Source organism: [Clostridium] hylemonae DSM 15053 (assembly GCF_008281175.1).
Classification (GTDB): domain Bacteria; phylum Bacillota; class Clostridia; order Lachnospirales; family Lachnospiraceae; genus Extibacter; species Extibacter hylemonae.
This window is the reverse complement of sequence record NZ_CP036524.1, coordinates 1,219,882-1,237,405: the sequence shown is the minus strand read 5'-3', so window position 1 is coordinate 1,237,405 and position 17,524 is coordinate 1,219,882. Positions and strand designations below refer to the sequence as shown.

The 17,524-nt window shown below is 52.8% G+C and carries 17 protein-coding genes; all 17 read right to left on the bottom strand.

The genetic code is table 11. The features are described from left to right. Position 1: 1 nt before the first annotated feature. Complete coding sequence (locus LAJLEIBI_RS05760; protein ID WP_006443566.1) at positions 2-1,540, bottom strand: ATP-binding protein; 1,539 nt, start codon at positions 1,538-1,540, stop codon at positions 2-4. Between the two features lie 7 nt (positions 1,541-1,547). Further along, entirely contained in the window at positions 1,548-2,114 is a 567-nt protein-coding gene (locus tag LAJLEIBI_RS05755; protein WP_006443565.1) for a Pvc16 family protein, read from the bottom strand. Between the two features lie 219 nt (positions 2,115-2,333). Continuing rightward, complete coding sequence (locus tag LAJLEIBI_RS05750; RefSeq protein ID WP_006443564.1) at positions 2,334-3,284, bottom strand: hypothetical protein; 951 nt, start codon at positions 3,282-3,284, stop codon at positions 2,334-2,336. Between the two features lie 6 nt (positions 3,285-3,290). Beyond that, positions 3,291-5,408: a baseplate J/gp47 family protein gene (locus LAJLEIBI_RS05745; RefSeq protein ID WP_149301902.1), complete on the bottom strand. Its 2,118-nt coding sequence runs from the start codon at positions 5,406-5,408 to the stop codon at positions 3,291-3,293. Beyond that, positions 5,402-8,188, bottom strand: a complete 2,787-nt coding sequence (locus LAJLEIBI_RS05740) for a baseplate J/gp47 family protein (RefSeq protein ID WP_006441986.1) — start codon at positions 8,186-8,188, stop codon at positions 5,402-5,404. The genes LAJLEIBI_RS05745 and LAJLEIBI_RS05740 overlap by 7 nt, the downstream gene beginning before the upstream one ends. A gap of 16 nt (positions 8,189-8,204) precedes the next feature. Then, a complete protein-coding gene (locus tag LAJLEIBI_RS05735; RefSeq protein WP_006441985.1) occupies positions 8,205-8,594 on the bottom strand; it encodes a GPW/gp25 family protein in 390 nt (129 codons plus the stop codon). A 49-nt stretch (positions 8,595-8,643) separates the two neighbouring features. Next, positions 8,644-9,396, bottom strand: coding sequence for a phage baseplate assembly protein V (locus LAJLEIBI_RS05730; protein ID WP_006441984.1), 753 nt, complete (start codon positions 9,394-9,396; stop codon positions 8,644-8,646). Between the two features lie 14 nt (positions 9,397-9,410). Then, positions 9,411-10,544, bottom strand: a complete 1,134-nt coding sequence (locus LAJLEIBI_RS05725) for a phage late control D family protein (protein ID WP_006441983.1) — start codon at positions 10,542-10,544, stop codon at positions 9,411-9,413. Continuing rightward, complete coding sequence (locus LAJLEIBI_RS05720; RefSeq protein ID WP_006441982.1) at positions 10,522-10,971, bottom strand: CIS tube protein; 450 nt, start codon at positions 10,969-10,971, stop codon at positions 10,522-10,524. The genes LAJLEIBI_RS05725 and LAJLEIBI_RS05720 overlap by 23 nt, the downstream gene beginning before the upstream one ends. Then, positions 10,965-11,429: a CIS tube protein gene (locus tag LAJLEIBI_RS05715; protein ID WP_006441981.1), complete on the bottom strand. Its 465-nt coding sequence runs from the start codon at positions 11,427-11,429 to the stop codon at positions 10,965-10,967. Before LAJLEIBI_RS05715 ends, LAJLEIBI_RS05720 begins: the two co-directional genes overlap by 7 nt. A gap of 14 nt (positions 11,430-11,443) precedes the next feature. Beyond that, complete coding sequence (locus LAJLEIBI_RS05710) at positions 11,444-11,947, bottom strand: hypothetical protein (RefSeq protein ID WP_006441980.1); 504 nt, start codon at positions 11,945-11,947, stop codon at positions 11,444-11,446. Beyond that, positions 11,944-12,366 carry a hypothetical protein gene (locus LAJLEIBI_RS05705; protein WP_006441979.1) on the bottom strand — a complete coding sequence of 141 codons (423 nt, stop codon included), beginning with the start codon at positions 12,364-12,366 and terminating at the stop codon, positions 11,944-11,946. Before LAJLEIBI_RS05705 ends, LAJLEIBI_RS05710 begins: the two co-directional genes overlap by 4 nt. After that, the gene (locus LAJLEIBI_RS05700) at positions 12,366-12,524 is read right to left on the bottom strand and encodes a DUF6760 family protein (protein ID WP_006441978.1); all 159 of its coding nucleotides are present in this window, start codon (positions 12,522-12,524) and stop codon (positions 12,366-12,368) included. The genes LAJLEIBI_RS05705 and LAJLEIBI_RS05700 overlap by 1 nt, the downstream gene beginning before the upstream one ends. Positions 12,525-12,556: 32 nt before the next feature. After that, positions 12,557-12,919: a hypothetical protein gene (locus LAJLEIBI_RS05695; protein WP_006441977.1), complete on the bottom strand. Its 363-nt coding sequence runs from the start codon at positions 12,917-12,919 to the stop codon at positions 12,557-12,559. A gap of 43 nt (positions 12,920-12,962) precedes the next feature. Beyond that, positions 12,963-13,505, bottom strand: coding sequence for a phage tail protein (locus LAJLEIBI_RS05690; protein WP_006441976.1), 543 nt, complete (start codon positions 13,503-13,505; stop codon positions 12,963-12,965). A gap of 26 nt (positions 13,506-13,531) precedes the next feature. After that, entirely contained in the window at positions 13,532-15,217 is a 1,686-nt protein-coding gene (locus tag LAJLEIBI_RS05685; RefSeq protein WP_006441975.1) for a phage tail sheath family protein, read from the bottom strand. A 4-nt stretch (positions 15,218-15,221) separates the two neighbouring features. After that, positions 15,222-17,522: a hypothetical protein gene (locus LAJLEIBI_RS05680; protein ID WP_006441974.1), complete on the bottom strand. Its 2,301-nt coding sequence runs from the start codon at positions 17,520-17,522 to the stop codon at positions 15,222-15,224. Positions 17,523-17,524: the final 2 nt, after the last annotated feature.

Here is a 17,524-nt window from a genome sequence, read left to right as displayed (position 1 = left end):
TCTACAGCTTTCCTTCCAATTCCTCCGGAAGCATCAGTTTCCCATACTTGAGGTAGCATTGCTTTACCGCTGCCTTCACATGCCGGTCCGCTATCTTGCCGCCTTCCGGCGCGGCCAGAAACGCGGCATTAAGCATCGTCTCCTTGATCTCGCTTCCCGAGAGCTCGAACTGCCTGGCATAGAAGTCCAGGTCCACATCCGCCTCCACAGGAGCCTTCGGCGGCAGCGCCTTCTCCCACAATTTGCGTCGCGCGGCTTCATCGGGCAGCTGGAACTCTATCATCATCTTGATCCTCCGTCTGAAGGCCTCGTCCATATTGTCCTTTAAATTTGTCGTCAGTATGGAGATGCCTTCGTACTCTTCCATCCGCTGAAGCAGATGGGCCACTTCCCCGTTGGAATGTCTGTCATGGGAGTCTTTCACACCGGTCCGCTTTGTAAAAAAAGCGTCCGCCTCGTCAAAGAGCAGCACAATATTCATTTCCTTTGCCCGGTCAAACAGACTGCTTATATTTTTCTGCGTCTCTCCGATATATTTGCTCATCATCTGTGACATATCCACCCGGTACAGCGCAAGTCCGAGTTCTCCGGCGACGATCTGCGCTGCCATCGTCTTACCCGTGCCCGATGGTCCGAAAAACAGGGCGCTGACGCCTCTGCCATACGGTTTTCCATCGTAAAATCCCCACTGGCTGCCTACGAGACTTCTGTATTTAACCTGCCCGCACAGCTCTGCAAGACGCATCTGCGTTTCCTCAGATACAATAAGGTCTTCCCACGTAAACGCCGACGGAACCCGGACGGCAAACTCACTGAAATTGTCATTCTGGTACATTTCCACCGCTTTTATGATGTCCTTTTCCGCGGTGAGCGCCCGTCCTTCTGCGTCCCGGTATAGCCCTGCCGACTGTACGACCCGTTCGACGGCGCCTGCGTTCAATGTATATCTTCCGGCCAGAAACGCCGCATTTACCTCCCCGGACACCCTGGATCTGCCGAGAAAATAATTCCACAGCATCACTCTCTGGGAGATGTCCGGTGGCAGAAGCCTTATTTCAGCCTGCTCATAGCGCCCCTCCCGGGGCAATGCAATATCCCGGTCCGTCAGTACATAACATGATATTCCTTCTCTGACGAGACCGTACAGAAGCTCACTCCACCGTTCCTCATCACTTTCCTCTCTGCCGGCGATGAGACAGAACATAGCTTTCATCCCCCCGATCAAACCGGAGAGAACATCAAATACAGCACTCCCGTTCTCCAGACAGCACTGATATAACGCCTCTATATCTGCAAAAACAAGCTGCGTCCTTCTGCGCGACGCCACCTTTCTAATGAGTGTCCTGCGGCCGCAGCCCTGCTTTCCCCGGACTGTCACGATTCTTGGCGATCCGGCCGTGCGCAGTTCTTCCAGGCGGAAGATCTGGTCTTCCTGTTCCTGATAGACGGCCGGCTCATCCGGACGCGCGCTTTCCTTTGTCTCTGCTGTCCAGAGTATATATTTCAGCTTTTCTTCGATCACATACCTTGTATCTTCCATTTTTCTTCTATCTCCCGTTGTTATCCTGCCGCTCCATCCGTTCCATGTTTACCTTGCGCTCCCTGACCCTGACCACATCTTTTGTCACCGCGGACTCGATCGGGACGGGAGACACTTTGTAATATAGCGAAAGCCTGTACGGCTCGTCCGGAAAAGACCAGAGCTTGAGCTTATCTTCCGTGGAAATCCGCTGAAGCTCGATCCGTGTCTGGCTCTCCTGCGGAAGCACGAACGGACAGTCGTGAAAATATTGTATCACTCTGCCGAGGATCCGTTCTTCCTGTACGGACCGGAACCGGACATCTCCTTCTGAATACGCCGTGATCATATAAAATAGCGTGATGTATATAGGCGGATATTTCTGCTGCCTTTCAGAGACGTTCATCATCGTCTGCGGGCGGAGGTATTCGCTCTCCTGTATATCGTAGAGAAAAATGCCGAGGCTGGCATTTTCCCTCTCGTTCGGGGCGCACAGCGCGATCTGCCCTGGGAAGCGGACGAGCTCCGGGACGAGCTGCTCCTTTAAGTTATTCATTATAGTCTCGCTGACTTTTGCGATTGCTGTGTATGTCATATTGAGGGGGATTCCTTTCGTATGTGAGGATTTAGGTGGCCGGGTGGGTGGGGTCAGACCCCTTGTAGTATGTGGATGGGGTTGGTTGTGGATGTGGGGTCAGACCCCTTGGCTGGGCGGCAGGTGTGGTGGGTGCAAAGGCAGACCCTACCGACTGGGCGGCAGGTGTGGCAGGTGCGGGGGCAGCTCCCCTGTCTGGGCGGCAGGAAGCGGCTGGGGCTATATTATGATGCTGCGGCCGCACTGCCGGGCAGTGTCCAGTGCGCCGGCGGGGAGGGTGTCTATGCTGCTGTTGATATCCAGGAAGAAGTGCCCGCCGCAGCGGGCCGGCTCCTGGCCGCATATGATACGGACGCGGATGCCGGCCGGGAGAAACCACCTTAGTATATTTGACAGTTTTTTCGCTTTTTCCGGCACTGCCTCTCTGAATGCAAGATACAGTTCTCTGTCCTCCATAAGCAGTATCATCGGCTCTTCTTCCATAAATATAGCGCACAGCTTCAGTATTGCCGCCTTTGTCCCCTTTCTCCGGTTCAGCCAGTACAAGTTCCCAAGCAGGGCTCTTTCTTCCTTCTCCGTAAGCCCGAGGCGCGCTCCGTCGAACCCCATCCACCGCATATAGAGACGGACAAGGTCCCGGTCCGCAGACGCTTCGTCCAGCAGACCGGCGCTTCCGTCTATTTTCCGCTGCATATCACGGTATAAGGTGGACAGCACAGACAGATAGCGCTGAAAAAATCCGCCCGGTTCCCGATATACCTCCGGAAACATCTGCATAAATTCATCACCCGGATTCTCAAGGAATATATCGTATACCGCGCCGCTCCCGGAACAGAGTATCTCTATATAGATCCACAGAAAACGGCCCTGTACTTCGTACAACAGCATATTTTCGCTGTTTGTTCCTGCTTTTCTGCCATATGCATCAAACAGTTCCGCCTTCTTCTCTTCCGGTTCCGCCCTGTCATTCAGCAGACGTTCTATGTCATCCTTTTCGTTGCCGGCCATTACATAAACGTGGCACAGCCCTTTCGCCGGCAGCTGCATTTTGACATGCAGACGTCCCCATACTGTATTCTTTTCCATACTGTCTGTCACCGGCAGGAATATACGTTTTGCTTCCCTGCCTGCATCCGCTGTAAATCTGCCGTCTATGGAATATCTCTTCATGCTCCGTTACTCCTCACGTATTATGATCTCCCCCGGATAACACGCGGCGTCCGGCGGTATGGGGATGTCCGCGCCGGACCGGATAAGCCTGCCCGGCACGCCCGCGGGAACGACCTTGAGTTCCAGTATATGCCCTGCACCCGGGCACGAGCGTATTCTGGAGGAAAGGCGGTCGAATGAAATGTTCTGCCCTATCTTTCTCCTGTTTCTCCTGTCATCCAGCTCTTCTGCTATTTCCTGTCTGACCCGTTTCACATTCCAGCTTTCCCGGTCTCTCACAGATACTGTCACATATACGCTCACCGGGGTATAGGCCGGCTCCTTTACGGTCACCTTGTCGGTGATCAGCCTTCGTTTATCCAGATAATTATAAATATGTCTTCTGTAAAGGGAAGACAGGGCGGGAAATGATACTTCTGTCCGCGGCATGACGACCACACATATACGCTCCTTCTGCTCCTCATAATAGGCGCGGGCCTTACGGATACATAAGCCCGGCACCTGCATCGCAAGCAGCTCGTAGTCTTCTTCCGTCACCGCCGTGACCGGAGTTTTCATATCTTTCAGAAAGCGTTTTCTCACATCGTGTAAAGATTCTTTCCGCCGTCCTTCTGTCCCTTTTACCGGGTTTTTCACGCATATATTATCATTTCCGCCGACGGATACGAGCATATTGCCGAAACGTATATTTCCAGCCTCCCACACAGACACCGCATAGTCCGACAGAAATGCTTCGCACCCTCTGTACGGCCCTGCATCACGGATACAGATCTGTCTTCTGTCCTCGTCGTAAATGTAATATATACTGTCTTCCCTTTGGATACCGGGCGGAAAAAAGCGGTATGCTTCGCCGGATGCGCCGTCCCTGCGTCTCACTCCGAGGCAGACCGCCTTTTCATCTGCCTCCCCGCCCGGAGGACAGTCCACATACTGATCGTCATATCCTGCCAGTATGCCAAGCTCCCGGTGCAGCATCATATGCCGGTTGCAGCAGACGACGGTCACTGCCCCCGGCTCCTTCGCAGGTCCGTATCCAAAGACCTCCTCCTGAAACCGGATATGGATCTCCCCACCCTGCCCTTTTGTCCTGACATAATATCTACCATGCGCCGCATTACCAGCCCCGCCCGCGCGATCCTTGGCGCCGCATATTTCCTCTTCCCGTCCCGGCGCCTCTCCGTAGATGACGTAATGGGCGCTTCCCGGCTCCCTCACATATACCATAAGAAACATTTCCTCCGGAAAAACAGGATACAATCTGATATCCCCGCCCCCGTCAAACTGAGCCGAAAAAGACCATGTATCCCTCTGTATGAGCGGAAACAACGGTCCGTACACAGCGGCGATCTCCGGCGCTCTGTCGTAATCAGCCTCCGCGATACGGCAGCAGAGCATATATCCTTCCTTCGCGCCCACCCGCGTTTTTACCGGCTGTACGGTATCCAGACAGAGGCCGATCTCTCCGCTCTGCAGGAATCCGTGCGTGTCGTCCTGAAAAAGAATGTCTTCAAAGCCGGAGCTTCCAAGACAGCTCCACTGCATCCTGGCAAATTCTACCGGTTCCTCTTCGGAAAACGGATTCCTCCTTACGGACTTCTTTACCTGTATATACAGCCGCAGCTTTGTGTCCCCGGACACGGGAAGGTTTTGAAAGAGGAAATATACTGCGTCGCCCGCCTCCGGGCGGCTGCCAAAAGGCCGGGCATTCAGGGGCACCCCCTCCTTCAGTTCCCTCAGTTCCCTGTATTTGTCCTGTTCCTTTACATATACTCCGAGAAGACGTCCCTGAAGCTCCTGCACCGCCTCCTCGGTCTCAAAACAGACGTCGTTCACATAGAACTTCTGATGTTTCGGAAACGACGCAGGTTCCTGCGGCTCTGCCGGCGCCACCAGAAGCCGGGCATTTTCCGCCTCCTGCCGTGTAAATCCGGCAAGCCTCAGGATCGCGAGCCTTGCTTCATCGGTCACCTGTCCTGCCGCCTCCTTCTGTACGAGATGGAGCGCCGACAGATTCTCCAGTATAGTGACCCCCGGATCCGAGGGATTCATATTCGTCCACTCCTGCGAGCAGATGCCTGCCCAGGCCATGGCCTCTTCGACCACTTGTTCCAATTCTTCTAACATACATGCACCTCATGAGTCCCGTTTACACACACCATGAACGGTGTCTGTTTAAGCTGTCCAAGTTCTGTCCTGTGCCTCCCCTTTTCATCCGCATACGACACGGTAATATTAGAATGCTCAATTCTCGCGTCGGGTGAAAAGGAACGCACTGCCATGAGAATCTGGGATTCCCTCGGCATATAACCGGTTCCCGGCTCCGTGCGGCCATTGCGTCTCACCGGGCGGAAAAGGCGGTACAGCCCCTCCAGTATCCTGCCCCGCTCCTCCAGCGCCCGTTTCCATTCTTCCACCCGGATCCACAGTTCGACAGACACGTTCACAAACACCGGTTCTTTTATGATCAGATCCTTTTTCCTCACGGACGCAGGCGCCATCGTAAGCAGACAGCCTGCAAGACTGTCTTTTATCTGCCGGAAGGAGTGGGGGCCCGACTCGTAGTCCTGCATGAGGACTGCCAGCGTGATGCGGCGCCCCTCTACCTTACACCATGCATTCGCTACCAGATTGGAATATGCTTTTGCCGCATTTACATAATCCTGCTCGGATACGAGCCGGCCTCCGGTTCCCATCAGCACTCTTCCCCGCCGTTTCACACTGTCCGGCTCTTCCAGATTGCTTCCGCCGGACGCTTTAAGCGGATTAAATATCCGCTCCACGTTCGGCAGCGGAAAAGCCGCGTTGTCTATGGCATTTTCGGGGACGTTTCCCTCTGCACCGTCACAGCTTTGTATCTCCATTGTAAATGCAGGTCCTTCTGTGTTCCTCGGAATCCTCCCACTCCGCCCGTCGCCGAACACGACTCTCTGTCCGCTTCTGTCCACCACATAATATCTGTCACCGGAAGCCGGGCTGTCAAAAGAATCCGTCTCACTCCACCGGACCAGCCTCCCTCTCTCCCTCGACTCGATACGGACATCCAGAAGCTGAGATGCCGGAGCAGGAAATGCCATATCCGGAGCGATCTGCTCTACATACTGCTCCTTCGGCTGGCTCCGCTCAATATTAAGAACTTCTGTCCCATTCATATAGATATGCTCCGCTATGGGAAGCACTGTCCTTACATCCGCCGGTCTTCTGGAGGTCAGGCGGATCCAGTACCGTGTCTTTCCTTCAATGTCCATCTCGGCCATATTGGAAGGGGGCACAAAAAGAACAGTTCCCGAGTTTTTCAGATCCTCCGTGTTGTTCAGGACCTTCAGCGGCTGAAAGCCTTTTGGCGAAGAATATTCAAAGACAGCCTGTATGCCGCTGAAATTTATATTCTTTCTGATGATAAAGTAAAGACTTATGGGGCCTCCTGCCGGTTTCCGGTCAAAACCAAACAGCATGCTTTCCCCCCGGTACGGGAACTTTAAAAAAGCGGGCAACGGCTTTCTCCTCTGTATATATCCGGTCACATCCGTCTCTTTCTTTCCCTGCACACGCACCGCCTGTGCAGGCCAGAGTTCCTTTTCTCTCTGTGAATACACGGCCCGCATGTTTGTCAGATACGGATAGTGATGTCTTCCGGGCCGGTGGTAGCAGTAGTCGGCCTTCATGATCTGAAACCGTATCATATATCCTCTGCAGCCCTCCTGCTCCATCTCAGTCCAGTCATCCGGACAGGAAAATTCTATGGCGCGCCTGCCCGTATTGTCCGCTCCGGAAAAGAGGTCTGAGCATCTCCTGCTGACCGGAAGTCTGCGAAATCCATGTCCATTGTAATAGGAAAATGACACTTCCTGTATATATACGTCTGCCGTCCGCTCTTCAAGCCTCGGGTCAGGCCTGCGCTTCACCAGCTTCAGTTCCTCTTCTTTTGACGCGTTCTCTCTCACCTCGCGCACTTTGAATTCCAGTCCGAACTCCAGCGAAATATCAGTCCCTTCCTGAATAAGGCCGCTGTCGAACCCTATATAGCACTCTTTGTATAAAGACAGTTCCTCCCCGAAAACTGCCGCCGCATCCCCTGTTATTTCCTGCTCTCCGTCATAAATATAATCCAGGGCTGCAGACTGACGGCCTGCCGTAAAATAAACGGACGGAAGAAAAATCTCATCCTCCCGCACCGTCTTTCGCTCAATGACAAGCGTGTCACTGTCTGCCCCCTGACAGATATCAATACTTGCGCCGTTCTGCCGTTTCTTCTTTACAGGAACTCTGCCCCCCGACGTAAGAAAGGAAAAAGCAAATTCATCTTCATCCATCAGACGCCCGGCGGCCGCTTTGCTCCCAAAACAGACAGAAAACTCTGACAGCTCACCGCGAAACAGCCATGGATGGCGGATATGCAGTTCATTCGTATATGGGATATGAGGCTTAAAACAAAACAGAGACATCGGATACGTGACGACTCCCTCTTCTGTACAGAGAGGGACGACTGTCTTTTCATCTGCCGATATGGCAAATGCCGCTGTGATCCTGGCATCCGTCACATACAGATCATGGGACGATTCAAAGATCACCGGCGTGTCCCGCTCCGCTCTCTCCGCATAAAACCGGCTTCCCTTTGGCACCTGGATCCCTTCCTGCATTCCAGCCGACGGTTCCAGGACGATCACGGCTCTGGCCGGTTCCGGTCTTTTCGGGGTGACCCCTAGCATCCGGACCAGCTCTTCCTCATATCTGGCCGGCAGCGCATTATACTCCTGTATGGCCGTTTCCAGCTGTTCTGCAAATATACCGGCCAGCACAGAGCCTGTGTCAGGTTTTTCAAGCGAAAAATTCCACTCTGGTGTGTACGAAGAGGCAAGTGTCTTTATCTGCGCACAGATCTCATTTTTTCTTCTTCCATCCAGCATTGCTTTTCTCTCCTCCTTATGCCGTCTCCATAGGGATCGTAAGACTGTTTTCGGCCCCTGTCTGAACGAGTGTATAGCGAATATGTATGTACAGACAGGCTTCCTCTGACCTGAACTCAGTCTGCACTTCCACGTCCGCTATTCTCGGCTCCTGCGTCAGCAGCGTCTCCTTCACCTGGCGTTCCAGCACGTGCAGCGTCGTCGGGTTTGTGTCCGTAAACGGATAAGATAATATCCTGCTGCCAAACTCCGGTCTCACCGGGCGTTCCCCTTTCTGCGTCATCAGGATCAGATACACCGAATCCTTCACACTCTGCTCTTCATCCGCTGTCACGAATCTTCCTGTGGTCAGATCGATCTGCGGAGGAAATTTCATCCCTCTTCCCAGCTGTATCTTCTCCTCCATCCTCTTCCTCCTGTATTTACACCGGCTCATTTGACGGCGCATGCCCTGTCTACCCGATGTTCACTGCACTGCCCTTCACCGACGCCATCCCGTTGCTCTCAAGCTTCAGTCCTGTGGATGCCTTTATGACCGTATTCTGGCCGGACAGAGTGGCTGCCCCGTCCGTCTCATACTTCATGGAATCGCTGGCGCTGATATTTACCTGTTTGGCATCTATCGTGACCTTTCCGCTTTTTCCGTTCAATGTTACAGTGATAGAGTCGCCCACCTTGAAAATGAGCTTTTCTTCTGCTTTTATCACGATCTGGCTTTTCTCATTTTCAAGAGAAATACTCTGTCCTCCGCCGCTCGTCTGTATCCGGATGCTGTCTTTTTCCCCGTCGCTGTCCTTGACGTCCGCAATGGAGATCTCATTTCCATGCCTGGAGACGATCCGCTTCGTCTCGTTCTGCTCTTTTGAAGACTGGCTGATAAACTTGTCGTTGTTCCTCGGCACAGAACCGATGATAAAGGGACGCTCGATATTGCCGTGTTCAAAGACGAGCAGAACCTGATCTCCGATCTCCGGCTGAATGTACTGCCCCCATTCCCTGCCGCTGTACATATGGGCCGTTTTGGCCCACCGGTATATGGAATTTTCTTCGTCCCGGACCGGTATCTGTACTTGTACCATACCGGGCAGTTCCTTTTTGTAATTCTCGACTACAATGCCAAGAACGACGCCATATATCCGTTCACCCCCGTTTTCCATCCTGCTCATCTGCCCCATGCTGATCGCTTCCATCTCGTCATAAAAAGACATATGCTCCTCCTCCGTCAGTCTTTTAACTTATCCGTTCTTCCCTTTATACGGCACCTGTAGCCGGACAGACTGTCCATGCTGTGCAGGACCTCTTCCACATAGAAACGGTTGTCTGCCGGACTTCCAAGCCCCTCTACTTCTATATACCTTCCCGGCAGAAGTTCCGGCACTCCCACACATTCACATTCAAATGTCCCGAACCGGTATGCCGTCCGTTCCGCCAGATATTCGAGCCGCTCCGCCGCCTCTTCTTTTGAGCGCAGCGTGCTGTCTATATATATTTTTTCAGACTGGTCAACAAGCTTTCCGGCGTAATTGCCAAGAGATATGCGGCGGCTTATCTTCTTTTTTGCCTTTATGACCTCTCCTCTGCCGTCTTCCATCCCCCGTATCTCTGCCTTGCCCGCCAGAGGGCTCACATCATACGATATACGGTACTGCGTCATGCCGTCCCCCGGTCCCAGCGTAAAATAAGTCTTTTCATCCGAGCGGGCTTTTCTGAAACGTACTGTCCCTAGAGAGGTATAAAACTCACAGCCGCTTCTCCTTGCCCATCTGACGGCAAACTCATAATCACTTTCCGACACCATTTCTATGGATACAAGATTTTTATCTGCCTCTCCTCTTGTCTTATCCGGGGTAGGCGGGATGTCCAGCTTCCCGATGATGCCCCGGGCGGACAGTTCCTGATAGGACGGTTTATCAAAAAGCTCTCTGACCGCGTCGCTGACATATCTCGCCTTCAGCTGTCTGGCATACGTATTTGCCATCATAATACCTTTCACATCCACGGAGGTCACCTCCACAGACGGAGTGCCGTCCTCATTCACAAATTCCGTGCGTGAGATAAACCCCCGGAACACTTCTTTTGTCCCGGACCGGTATCCCATTTTGATCAGCACATAAGAACCAAGCAGTATGAACGGCTTAAGCTCTTTTGTTTTATACATTCCGGTGTCCAGGTCCACACAGCCGGTGATGCAAAATACAGCTTCTGCCGCTTCAAATCCACAGCTTAACTCCACCCGCACCTCATCAATAAGCATTCCCGCCCTGTTCTCCCCAAAGCTTTTTCCTTCCACTAAAACCTCTGCCTTCGGCAGCTGAAAGTTCCCGTACACATTTTTAAGGCTGTCGTAATTCATCATTAACCACCCCTTTAAAGTCCCGCTGTGCGATCTCCATATGCACTTTTCCTCTGACTGGCGTTCCGCTGCTGTCAAACATGTCAAAAGAAGCATTTATGTGCTCCAGCGAACCTTCAAAATTCATGTCTCCCCACCCGAAGGCAATTTTTCTCGAACTCTCCTGAAACATCATGCCGAGAAATCCCTGGAGCGTCTTTCTCACATCCCGGCCCCCGTCATCATCTATGACCAGATCAAAGGACAGAGTAAGCTCGCCGCTGTCCGTATTCTGGTCCACCTGATCGTGCATCTTATGCGTCTGCGGGTTTTCATAAGCGGCTGACCTGGCTGAGACCGACAGGTTCAGAGTGGACGGGTTATACTGTACCTCCAGGGAATGAAAATCACCTTTTTCTCCCGGCACTGTAAGCACTGCTTTTTTTAACATTTGTCAAACCTCTTTGAGAAAAATAATTCTCTGTAGTCTTTGTACCATTCCTCCTCGGCCATACTGCCGCTTCTGCCGGCGATCGTCAGATCGACCCTTGCCCGCACCGGATGGCCGTCTTCCGTGAACATCTCATAAACTGCGGACATCCGCTCCAGCAGTCCGTCAAAAAATATTTTGTTCCACTGAAAGAGCACCCGTCTTTTCAGCGGGTCTCTGGCCGCGCTGAGAAAACGCTGCGTATCCTCCTGCACACTCTCCATCTCAAGGCTTTTATCGAAGATAAGCTTCATCCTGAGGCGCACATTCATTCCGCGCGCGCCAGTTTTCTTTTCCTCATCTTTCTCTGCCCCCGCCTCAAAGTTCAGTTCTGTCGGATTGAACGGCACATAGAACACCGTGCCGTCCCCGCTGTCTGTCACAATATCTTTAAATTCTATCCAGGCCTTTTCTACCACGTCCGGTCCTCCTTTTAAAGCCCTCTGCGCCGTTTTTCATCCTGAAGCTTCTGTTCCAGGCGGCGGTACACTTTCTCCGTCAGCGCTCCGGTCTGCTCCTGCATCTGCTTTCGCACAATATAGTGGACTTCCTCTTTACTCTCCCGGACGAGCTCCTTTTTCATCTCATTTATCTTCACCTGTGTCCTGTTCTTTGCCTCCAGCTCTCTGACGAGCCCGGCCGCATCCGCCGTCTGTTCAAGGTTCTTATAGACAAGCTCAGCCTTTTTCATTCGGCGCACATATGACCTCTGTTCCAGCTCTTCCTGATAAGTAAGTCCGGCAAGCAGCTTCAGCGTGATATGCGGCCGTTCATCCACGCGCAGGTTCATCTGATGCGAATACCGCACATCGCCCTCCTTCACTTGTACGACCTGGGACGTGCCGCTTAAGTGCGACAGTTTCTTTGGCCGGATGCGCCGGATGTCACGGTCATAAAGTACCGTGATCTTTCTGTTAAATGCTTCCGTTGTTCTCACATCCTGTCACCCACTTTCAGTTCCTGATAGCTGACCGTCGTCGTCTCCACAAAGATACCGCCCTTTTCCGCATTTATTTCTCCGTAGCTTTTCTGCGTCACTTTGCATCCTTTGAATGTCAGCTTCATGGAGGGACTCTTCTCCCCCTCCCTGCCGATCCCCACCTGCAGTATAAGATCCTTATCCAGGCATTCTCCGTTTGGCAATGCGTCTTCAAAGTCTCCTGTCACATACCGCTCGATCTCAAGTGTCGAGGGAGCGGACGCCGGCTTCGGACGCATATGGACATAGCCGTTGAGTCCGCCCTCCTGAATATACTCCTGCTCACACTCCCTGTGAAAACCGTGGATACTCCTGCATGGAATCACTTTCTCTCCAAGGGTCAGCAGGAAATTCATGTTCATTACCATATCACTCATCAAAGTTTCCACTCCAGTATACTTTTTTCTCTTCCCGCGGACGGGCTCTGTCCTCTGTTTATGACAGATATCTCATCGCACCACCGTCTGCGCTCCCTGTGCTCCAGCGCCATGACCTCCTCCTGGCTCCAGTGGTAATAATAAGCGATAAAGGACATTTCCCTGTACAGTTCTTCTTCCGGATAGAGGGTTATCCCTCCCGTGTAAAATTTACCGGAACTTCATGCACATGTCCGCACGCCGGACATGTCACCACTGTCCGGGGCGGCTCCACGTCGTTTATCCTCTCATACATATCCTGAAGAAAGGCAAGGTCTGCCGTAAAAAGCTGCTCGATGACGCCCGCTGTCATGATCTCCACGCCCTCCAGCTCTGTGATCACATAGGAAAGTACAACGAGCGTCAGGTACGACGGGTTGGAGACGACCCTCGGATCCCTCGTCGCCCGTATCTCATCACCTGCCGTAGCCAGGCGCATCTTCCCTTTCCTGTGTATGCCTCCCTGGGCGTCCATATATCCTTTCGGCAGCGTAAACTCATATACGGTCTGCATGATATCATTCCTCCTTTTCCTCTGTCATACGGCGTAAACCTTATTATGTGGCAGACTCTCCGCCTCCGCCTGCAGACTCTCCGCCTCCTGCGGCTGCGCCGCCCGGAGTCACGAGTTCTTCATAAGCAAGCTCGATCGATTCAATGGCAACTTCTTTGCCCGATGCATTGAGATCCGGCGCCGAATATTTTGTTACCCACGCATTTTTCAGTTTCCACGCCGGCCGGGCCGCGTCTGTCTGCACCGGCTGTGCGGGTGACTCCGTCCGGATATCGATAAGCTCGATCGTTACATCCTTACGCGCAAATCCCGTTCGCTGCTCTTTGATACAGTTATAGATCCAGTTTATGAGCTGGTTGTCTGTCGTGTAGCCCATTTTCATCGTCACGCTGCCGTGTTTGATAAGCCCCGGTATCTTTACAGGCGCAAGGCTTGTGGAATTCCCCTGACGGAATTCGATCTCCTCCACCGTCGCCTCCACCCCGCTCACTTCCGTAAAGGCCGCCGTCAAATTCTCCCCGAATGTAACGAGGAAGTTCATATTGGTCAAAGGATAGCTGTATCCTCCGTTTTCTTCTCCTGGCATAATTTTTTACCTCCTGTCCTTTCTATTTACGCTCCTGATTCCGCCGTATTCTGTGTCACGCGGAATATGACAAACTCTGCCGGACGCACCGGCGCGATACCGATATTGCAGATGAGCCGCCCGTTCTGAATGTCATCCTGGCTCATCGTCGAGGGCCCGATATCCACAAAGAAGCTCTCTCCCGCCGAGGCGCCGGCCAGCATTCCATTTCTCCACAATGTCTCAAGAAAAGAAGAGATGGATGTGCGCACCCTGTTCCAGAGCGCCTCATCATTTGGCTCAAACACGACCCAGTTTGTATTCGCCTTGATGCTCTCTTCCACATAGATAAAAAGGCGCCGGATGTTCACATATTTAAATGACGCGTTGCTGCTGGCCGTCCTGGCTCCCCATATGCGGATGCCCTGCCCGGGAAGCGCGCGTATGAGGTTCACACCCGCAGGATTCAGTATGTCCTGCTCCCCCTTTGCATAATTGACACTTAAGCCGGTGCAGGCGATCGTCTCGTTGGCAGGCGCCTTATGTACGCCACGCGCCGTATCTGTCCTCGCATATACACCTGCGACCGCGCCGGACGGCGGAAAGTAAGAGGGCTTCTGGCAGGAACGGTCAAACACCTGGATCCACGGGTGATACATGGCCGCATATGTGCTGTCCAGCATCTCCCTGTAGGCGAGCAGTTCCGCCGGGTCCGTCATATCCTTCGGCATGTCGATCACCGCAAACCGGCTCTTCGTATTCTCACAATGGTTCACAAGAGATACGACCACCTCCGGGCTCGTTATACCGGGGACCGCCATAATACTCACGAACGAATTCTCCAGAAATGCCTGAATGCCGGTACGCTTGCCGGCCTGTTCGTTCTTTCCGATAAATGTGCCGTCATTCACCTCCTCCAGTGTTCCGTCTGATCCGCCTTCCAGTGTGATCACTGCTTCTTCCGCCCCCGCAAAGAGCTCCGCCGGGTTCTTTATCCCTTCCGGCAGTGCGGCGGACACCTCCACAATGCTGCTGGCCGACAGTCTGGACGGCGCATAATTTCTGGACAAAGGATTCATGTTCAGTTCTTCAAAGACTTCCGCCTCGTCACCACAGCGGATATCTGCCTGGAACTCTGCCAGATAAAGCACTTTCTCCGGCACAAGGCTGTCGTCTGCCATATCTTCCTTAAAGGCTTCCTCAAACGTGACCTCCAGCCCCTGGATCGCTGTGATCCGGTTGTAAGCCTCACCGGCTTTGACAATACTGCCTTCCTCAAACCCGGAGACGGATTTGGCGCGGTATTTCTTATCGGTCAGCTTTTCAAGAAGCTGCATCCTGCGCTTCGCGTAAGCTTTGACCGACACGGTGATCTTGTTGCCCCACGCCCCCTCGTTTTTAGCCCTCAAAGTCACATTGCCCGCCGTCCCTTCCGCGGCCTTTGCGTCTTCCGGAACGACACGCGCTATAAACAGACGGGTCCCCCCGTTGGCAAAAAACTGTTCCACAGCCCCCGCAAGATACCGGTATTCGCCGTGTGTAAATTCACTTAAGTATCCTCCGTATTTTCTCGTGAAGTCCGCAAATCCCGTGACAAGCACAGGCGGTCCTGATGTGGCGCCCTTTTCCGCCATACCGACAAACCCTGCCGTACTTGTGCCGACTCCTTCCACTCCTCTGGGAGAATTGTCGTATTCCTCCACATAAACTCCCGGTGATAAATAATCTGCCATCTCTTTACTCTCCTTTCTCTAACAGTGCATCGCAGACTTCTGCTGCCTTATCTGTTATGTCTTGATCTATAAGAATACAATAACCGGTGCCCGGTATATCATAAACTTCACACCCAAATTCCTGCTTCACATAATCTTCCGGTATATAGACGGTCCCCTTGAAACCTGCCGCAAAGCTGAGTTTTTCTTTCTGTTCCTCAGGTCCCCTTATAACGCTGCTCTGAAAAGCAGTGAACTGATAGTACGTTTTTCTGGAAGCGAGCGTTGCTCTTTTTTTATTGTCATTAAAGACATACCGGACAGACGCATAGCGGGCCGTCACATCAGCCGGAGCGTACCGGATCCCCGCAGTGCCGGAAAGTCTGGCAAATACATACGCATCCTCTTCCCCTGCCCAGGCTTTTGCTTTTCCTTCCAGCAGATTCTCAAGCCCTGCGTCCGCTGTCTGCTCCACGAACATGGAAAGCCCCATGAGGGCGGCCATCTTATCCTTGCCGGCCGTCTCTTCCATGATCTGCACTGCCTCCTTTTCATCTATTTCACCGTCCAGCACCGTCATATTTTCCGCCAGAGCCGTCTCGATACTGTCAAGTATGCTGTCATATATCTTCGTGTCGTCCAGATATTTCTTTGCCGCCATCTTTTCATACAGATTCCTGAGACTGCTTCCTGCCAGCTCCGGATTGGAACCGCACAGAGCTTCGATCCCATCCACTGCCTCCGCAGCCCTGGCTGCCCCGTCCGCCCCTTCTTCCATTGCTTCTGCCGCCTCCTCTGCCATCTTCTGGATCCTGGCTGTGGAAGTGCCTTCATCAACACCGGCCCCAAGGGCGGCGATCCGGCTGTCAAGCTTGTCTATCTCATTTTGGATCTTCTCTTTCTCTTCCTCCGTCCCGGTTCCGGAAAGCTCTGCTTCCAGTCCCGTCTTCTGCTTTATAAGGGAAGCAGTCTCCCTGGAAATGGCGTCCTCTCTGTCCAGGATCTCTTTGCTCTTCACATCGATGAGCGCCTCGATCCGCTTAGCCTCCGTCAGGTCCTCCTCATCAAGCGCCGCCAGTCTCTTCTCCTCAAGCTCTGCTTTCTCATCATACATCTGCCTCAGCTCCTGCCCTGACTCCTCTGTGCCATTTTCACGCAGATTCCATTCACTTCTGTAATATTCCAGCTCATTTTCGGCAGCCTCAGTCGGGTTACGGGCATATGCCGCTTCCGCGGCCGGGATCAGTTTATTCTTCAAAAACTCCGCCTCTTCTCCCGGAACCGTGCTCACCCCGTCCATGATATGCTGTAACGTCACCATATCCGTCAGAATACGGTCGTCCGGGTCCTGAATATACTGCCATATGAGCTCAGATTCCATCTCTGCCATGACTGTTATCTCAAATTCTTCCTCTTCTTCCGGCTCATTATCTGGTTCCTCTTCCTCCGGCTCATCCCCGGACTCCTCTTCCTCCTCGATCGCTTCCGGATCTGTGTTCAGCATATTCCCGTCCGTCTCGGCCAGACGGTCCGACAGCTCAGTCAATGTCCCGGAGAGCGCTTCGTTGTATCCCGCATCCGCACCATCCTCATCGTCAAGAAGCTTCTGAACTTTCTGATCCACTTTCTTATATACTTCATGACGGCGCAGGTCATCTACCTTTCCCATCGCCTTATCCAGCATATCAAGCCACTCGGCATCCGCACCGGCAGTCCTGAGCCGGACAGTTTCTTTCTGCAGTTTATCAAGGCTTTTGTCACACCATTTTGTGACCTTGTTTTTTACTTTGGCCTGGAACACCTCCGCGCCTTTTCCATTCAGCTCTTTCTGCCGTGAAAGCGCGGACAGCTCCTTCATTCCCTCCAGATCATAAGGAGAATTGATCTCATATACACTGACCCTTTTATTGTCTTTCAGACGGTACGTATATCCGTCGGACTTTGTGTGATGCGTCAAAAATAGGCTCTTTATCCTGGACTTTGGAATTTCTTTTCCTTTTTCGCTTATATCCTCCAAAGATCCGGCATCATTGACGGCGTACCACCTGCCGTCCCCCAGTTCTGATCTGTAGTATATATCTGTCTGTCCGGATTCCTCCGCCGACGCGGCTGCAGTCTCGTACAGCTTATCGGTAATGGAACCGAGGTATATCAGATGAGTCCCTACGATAAGCGTAGACTGTTCGATCTTATCCGGATCGATGTGGACAGCGTCCTCCTCCCTGAATACCGCCTCGCTTCTGCCGGCCAGAAACCATACAACGAATCCGGCGGTGATGAGAAGCGCGGTCACGGCCGCCGCTGCTTTTTTCTTTCGTCTCCCCATCC

Excerpts from the sequence above, each read along its gene's own strand:
- LAJLEIBI_RS05750 (WP_006443564.1), bottom strand. The coding sequence starts at position 3,284 with ATGAAGAGATATTCCATAGACGGCAGATTTACAGCGGATGCAGGCAGG.
- LAJLEIBI_RS05720 (WP_006441982.1), bottom strand. The coding sequence starts at position 10,971 with ATGTTAAAAAAAGCAGTGCTTACAGTGCCGGGAGAAAAAGGTGATTTT.
- LAJLEIBI_RS05745 (WP_149301902.1), bottom strand. The coding sequence starts at position 5,408 with ATGTTAGAAGAATTGGAACAAGTGGTCGAAGAGGCCATGGCCTGGGCA.
- LAJLEIBI_RS05680 (WP_006441974.1), bottom strand. The coding sequence starts at position 17,522 with ATGGGGAGACGAAAGAAAAAAGCAGCGGCGGCCGTGACCGCGCTTCTC.
- LAJLEIBI_RS05725 (WP_006441983.1), bottom strand. The coding sequence starts at position 10,544 with ATGATGAATTACGACAGCCTTAAAAATGTGTACGGGAACTTTCAGCTG.
- LAJLEIBI_RS05690 (WP_006441976.1), bottom strand. The coding sequence starts at position 13,505 with ATGCCAGGAGAAGAAAACGGAGGATACAGCTATCCTTTGACCAATATG.
- LAJLEIBI_RS05695 (WP_006441977.1), bottom strand. The coding sequence starts at position 12,919 with ATGCAGACCGTATATGAGTTTACGCTGCCGAAAGGATATATGGACGCC.
- LAJLEIBI_RS05735 (WP_006441985.1), bottom strand. The coding sequence starts at position 8,594 with ATGGAGGAGAAGATACAGCTGGGAAGAGGGATGAAATTTCCTCCGCAG.
- LAJLEIBI_RS05760 (WP_006443566.1), bottom strand. The coding sequence starts at position 1,540 with ATGGAAGATACAAGGTATGTGATCGAAGAAAAGCTGAAATATATACTC.
- LAJLEIBI_RS05705 (WP_006441979.1), bottom strand. The coding sequence starts at position 12,366 with ATGAGTGATATGGTAATGAACATGAATTTCCTGCTGACCCTTGGAGAG.
- LAJLEIBI_RS05755 (WP_006443565.1), bottom strand. The coding sequence starts at position 2,114 with ATGACATACACAGCAATCGCAAAAGTCAGCGAGACTATAATGAATAAC.
- LAJLEIBI_RS05700 (WP_006441978.1), bottom strand. The coding sequence starts at position 12,524 with ATGTCCTTTATCGCTTATTATTACCACTGGAGCCAGGAGGAGGTCATG.
- LAJLEIBI_RS05685 (WP_006441975.1), bottom strand. The coding sequence starts at position 15,217 with ATGGCAGATTATTTATCACCGGGAGTTTATGTGGAGGAATACGACAAT.
- LAJLEIBI_RS05730 (WP_006441984.1), bottom strand. The coding sequence starts at position 9,396 with ATGTCTTTTTATGACGAGATGGAAGCGATCAGCATGGGGCAGATGAGC.
- LAJLEIBI_RS05740 (WP_006441986.1), bottom strand. The coding sequence starts at position 8,188 with ATGCTGGATGGAAGAAGAAAAAATGAGATCTGTGCGCAGATAAAGACA.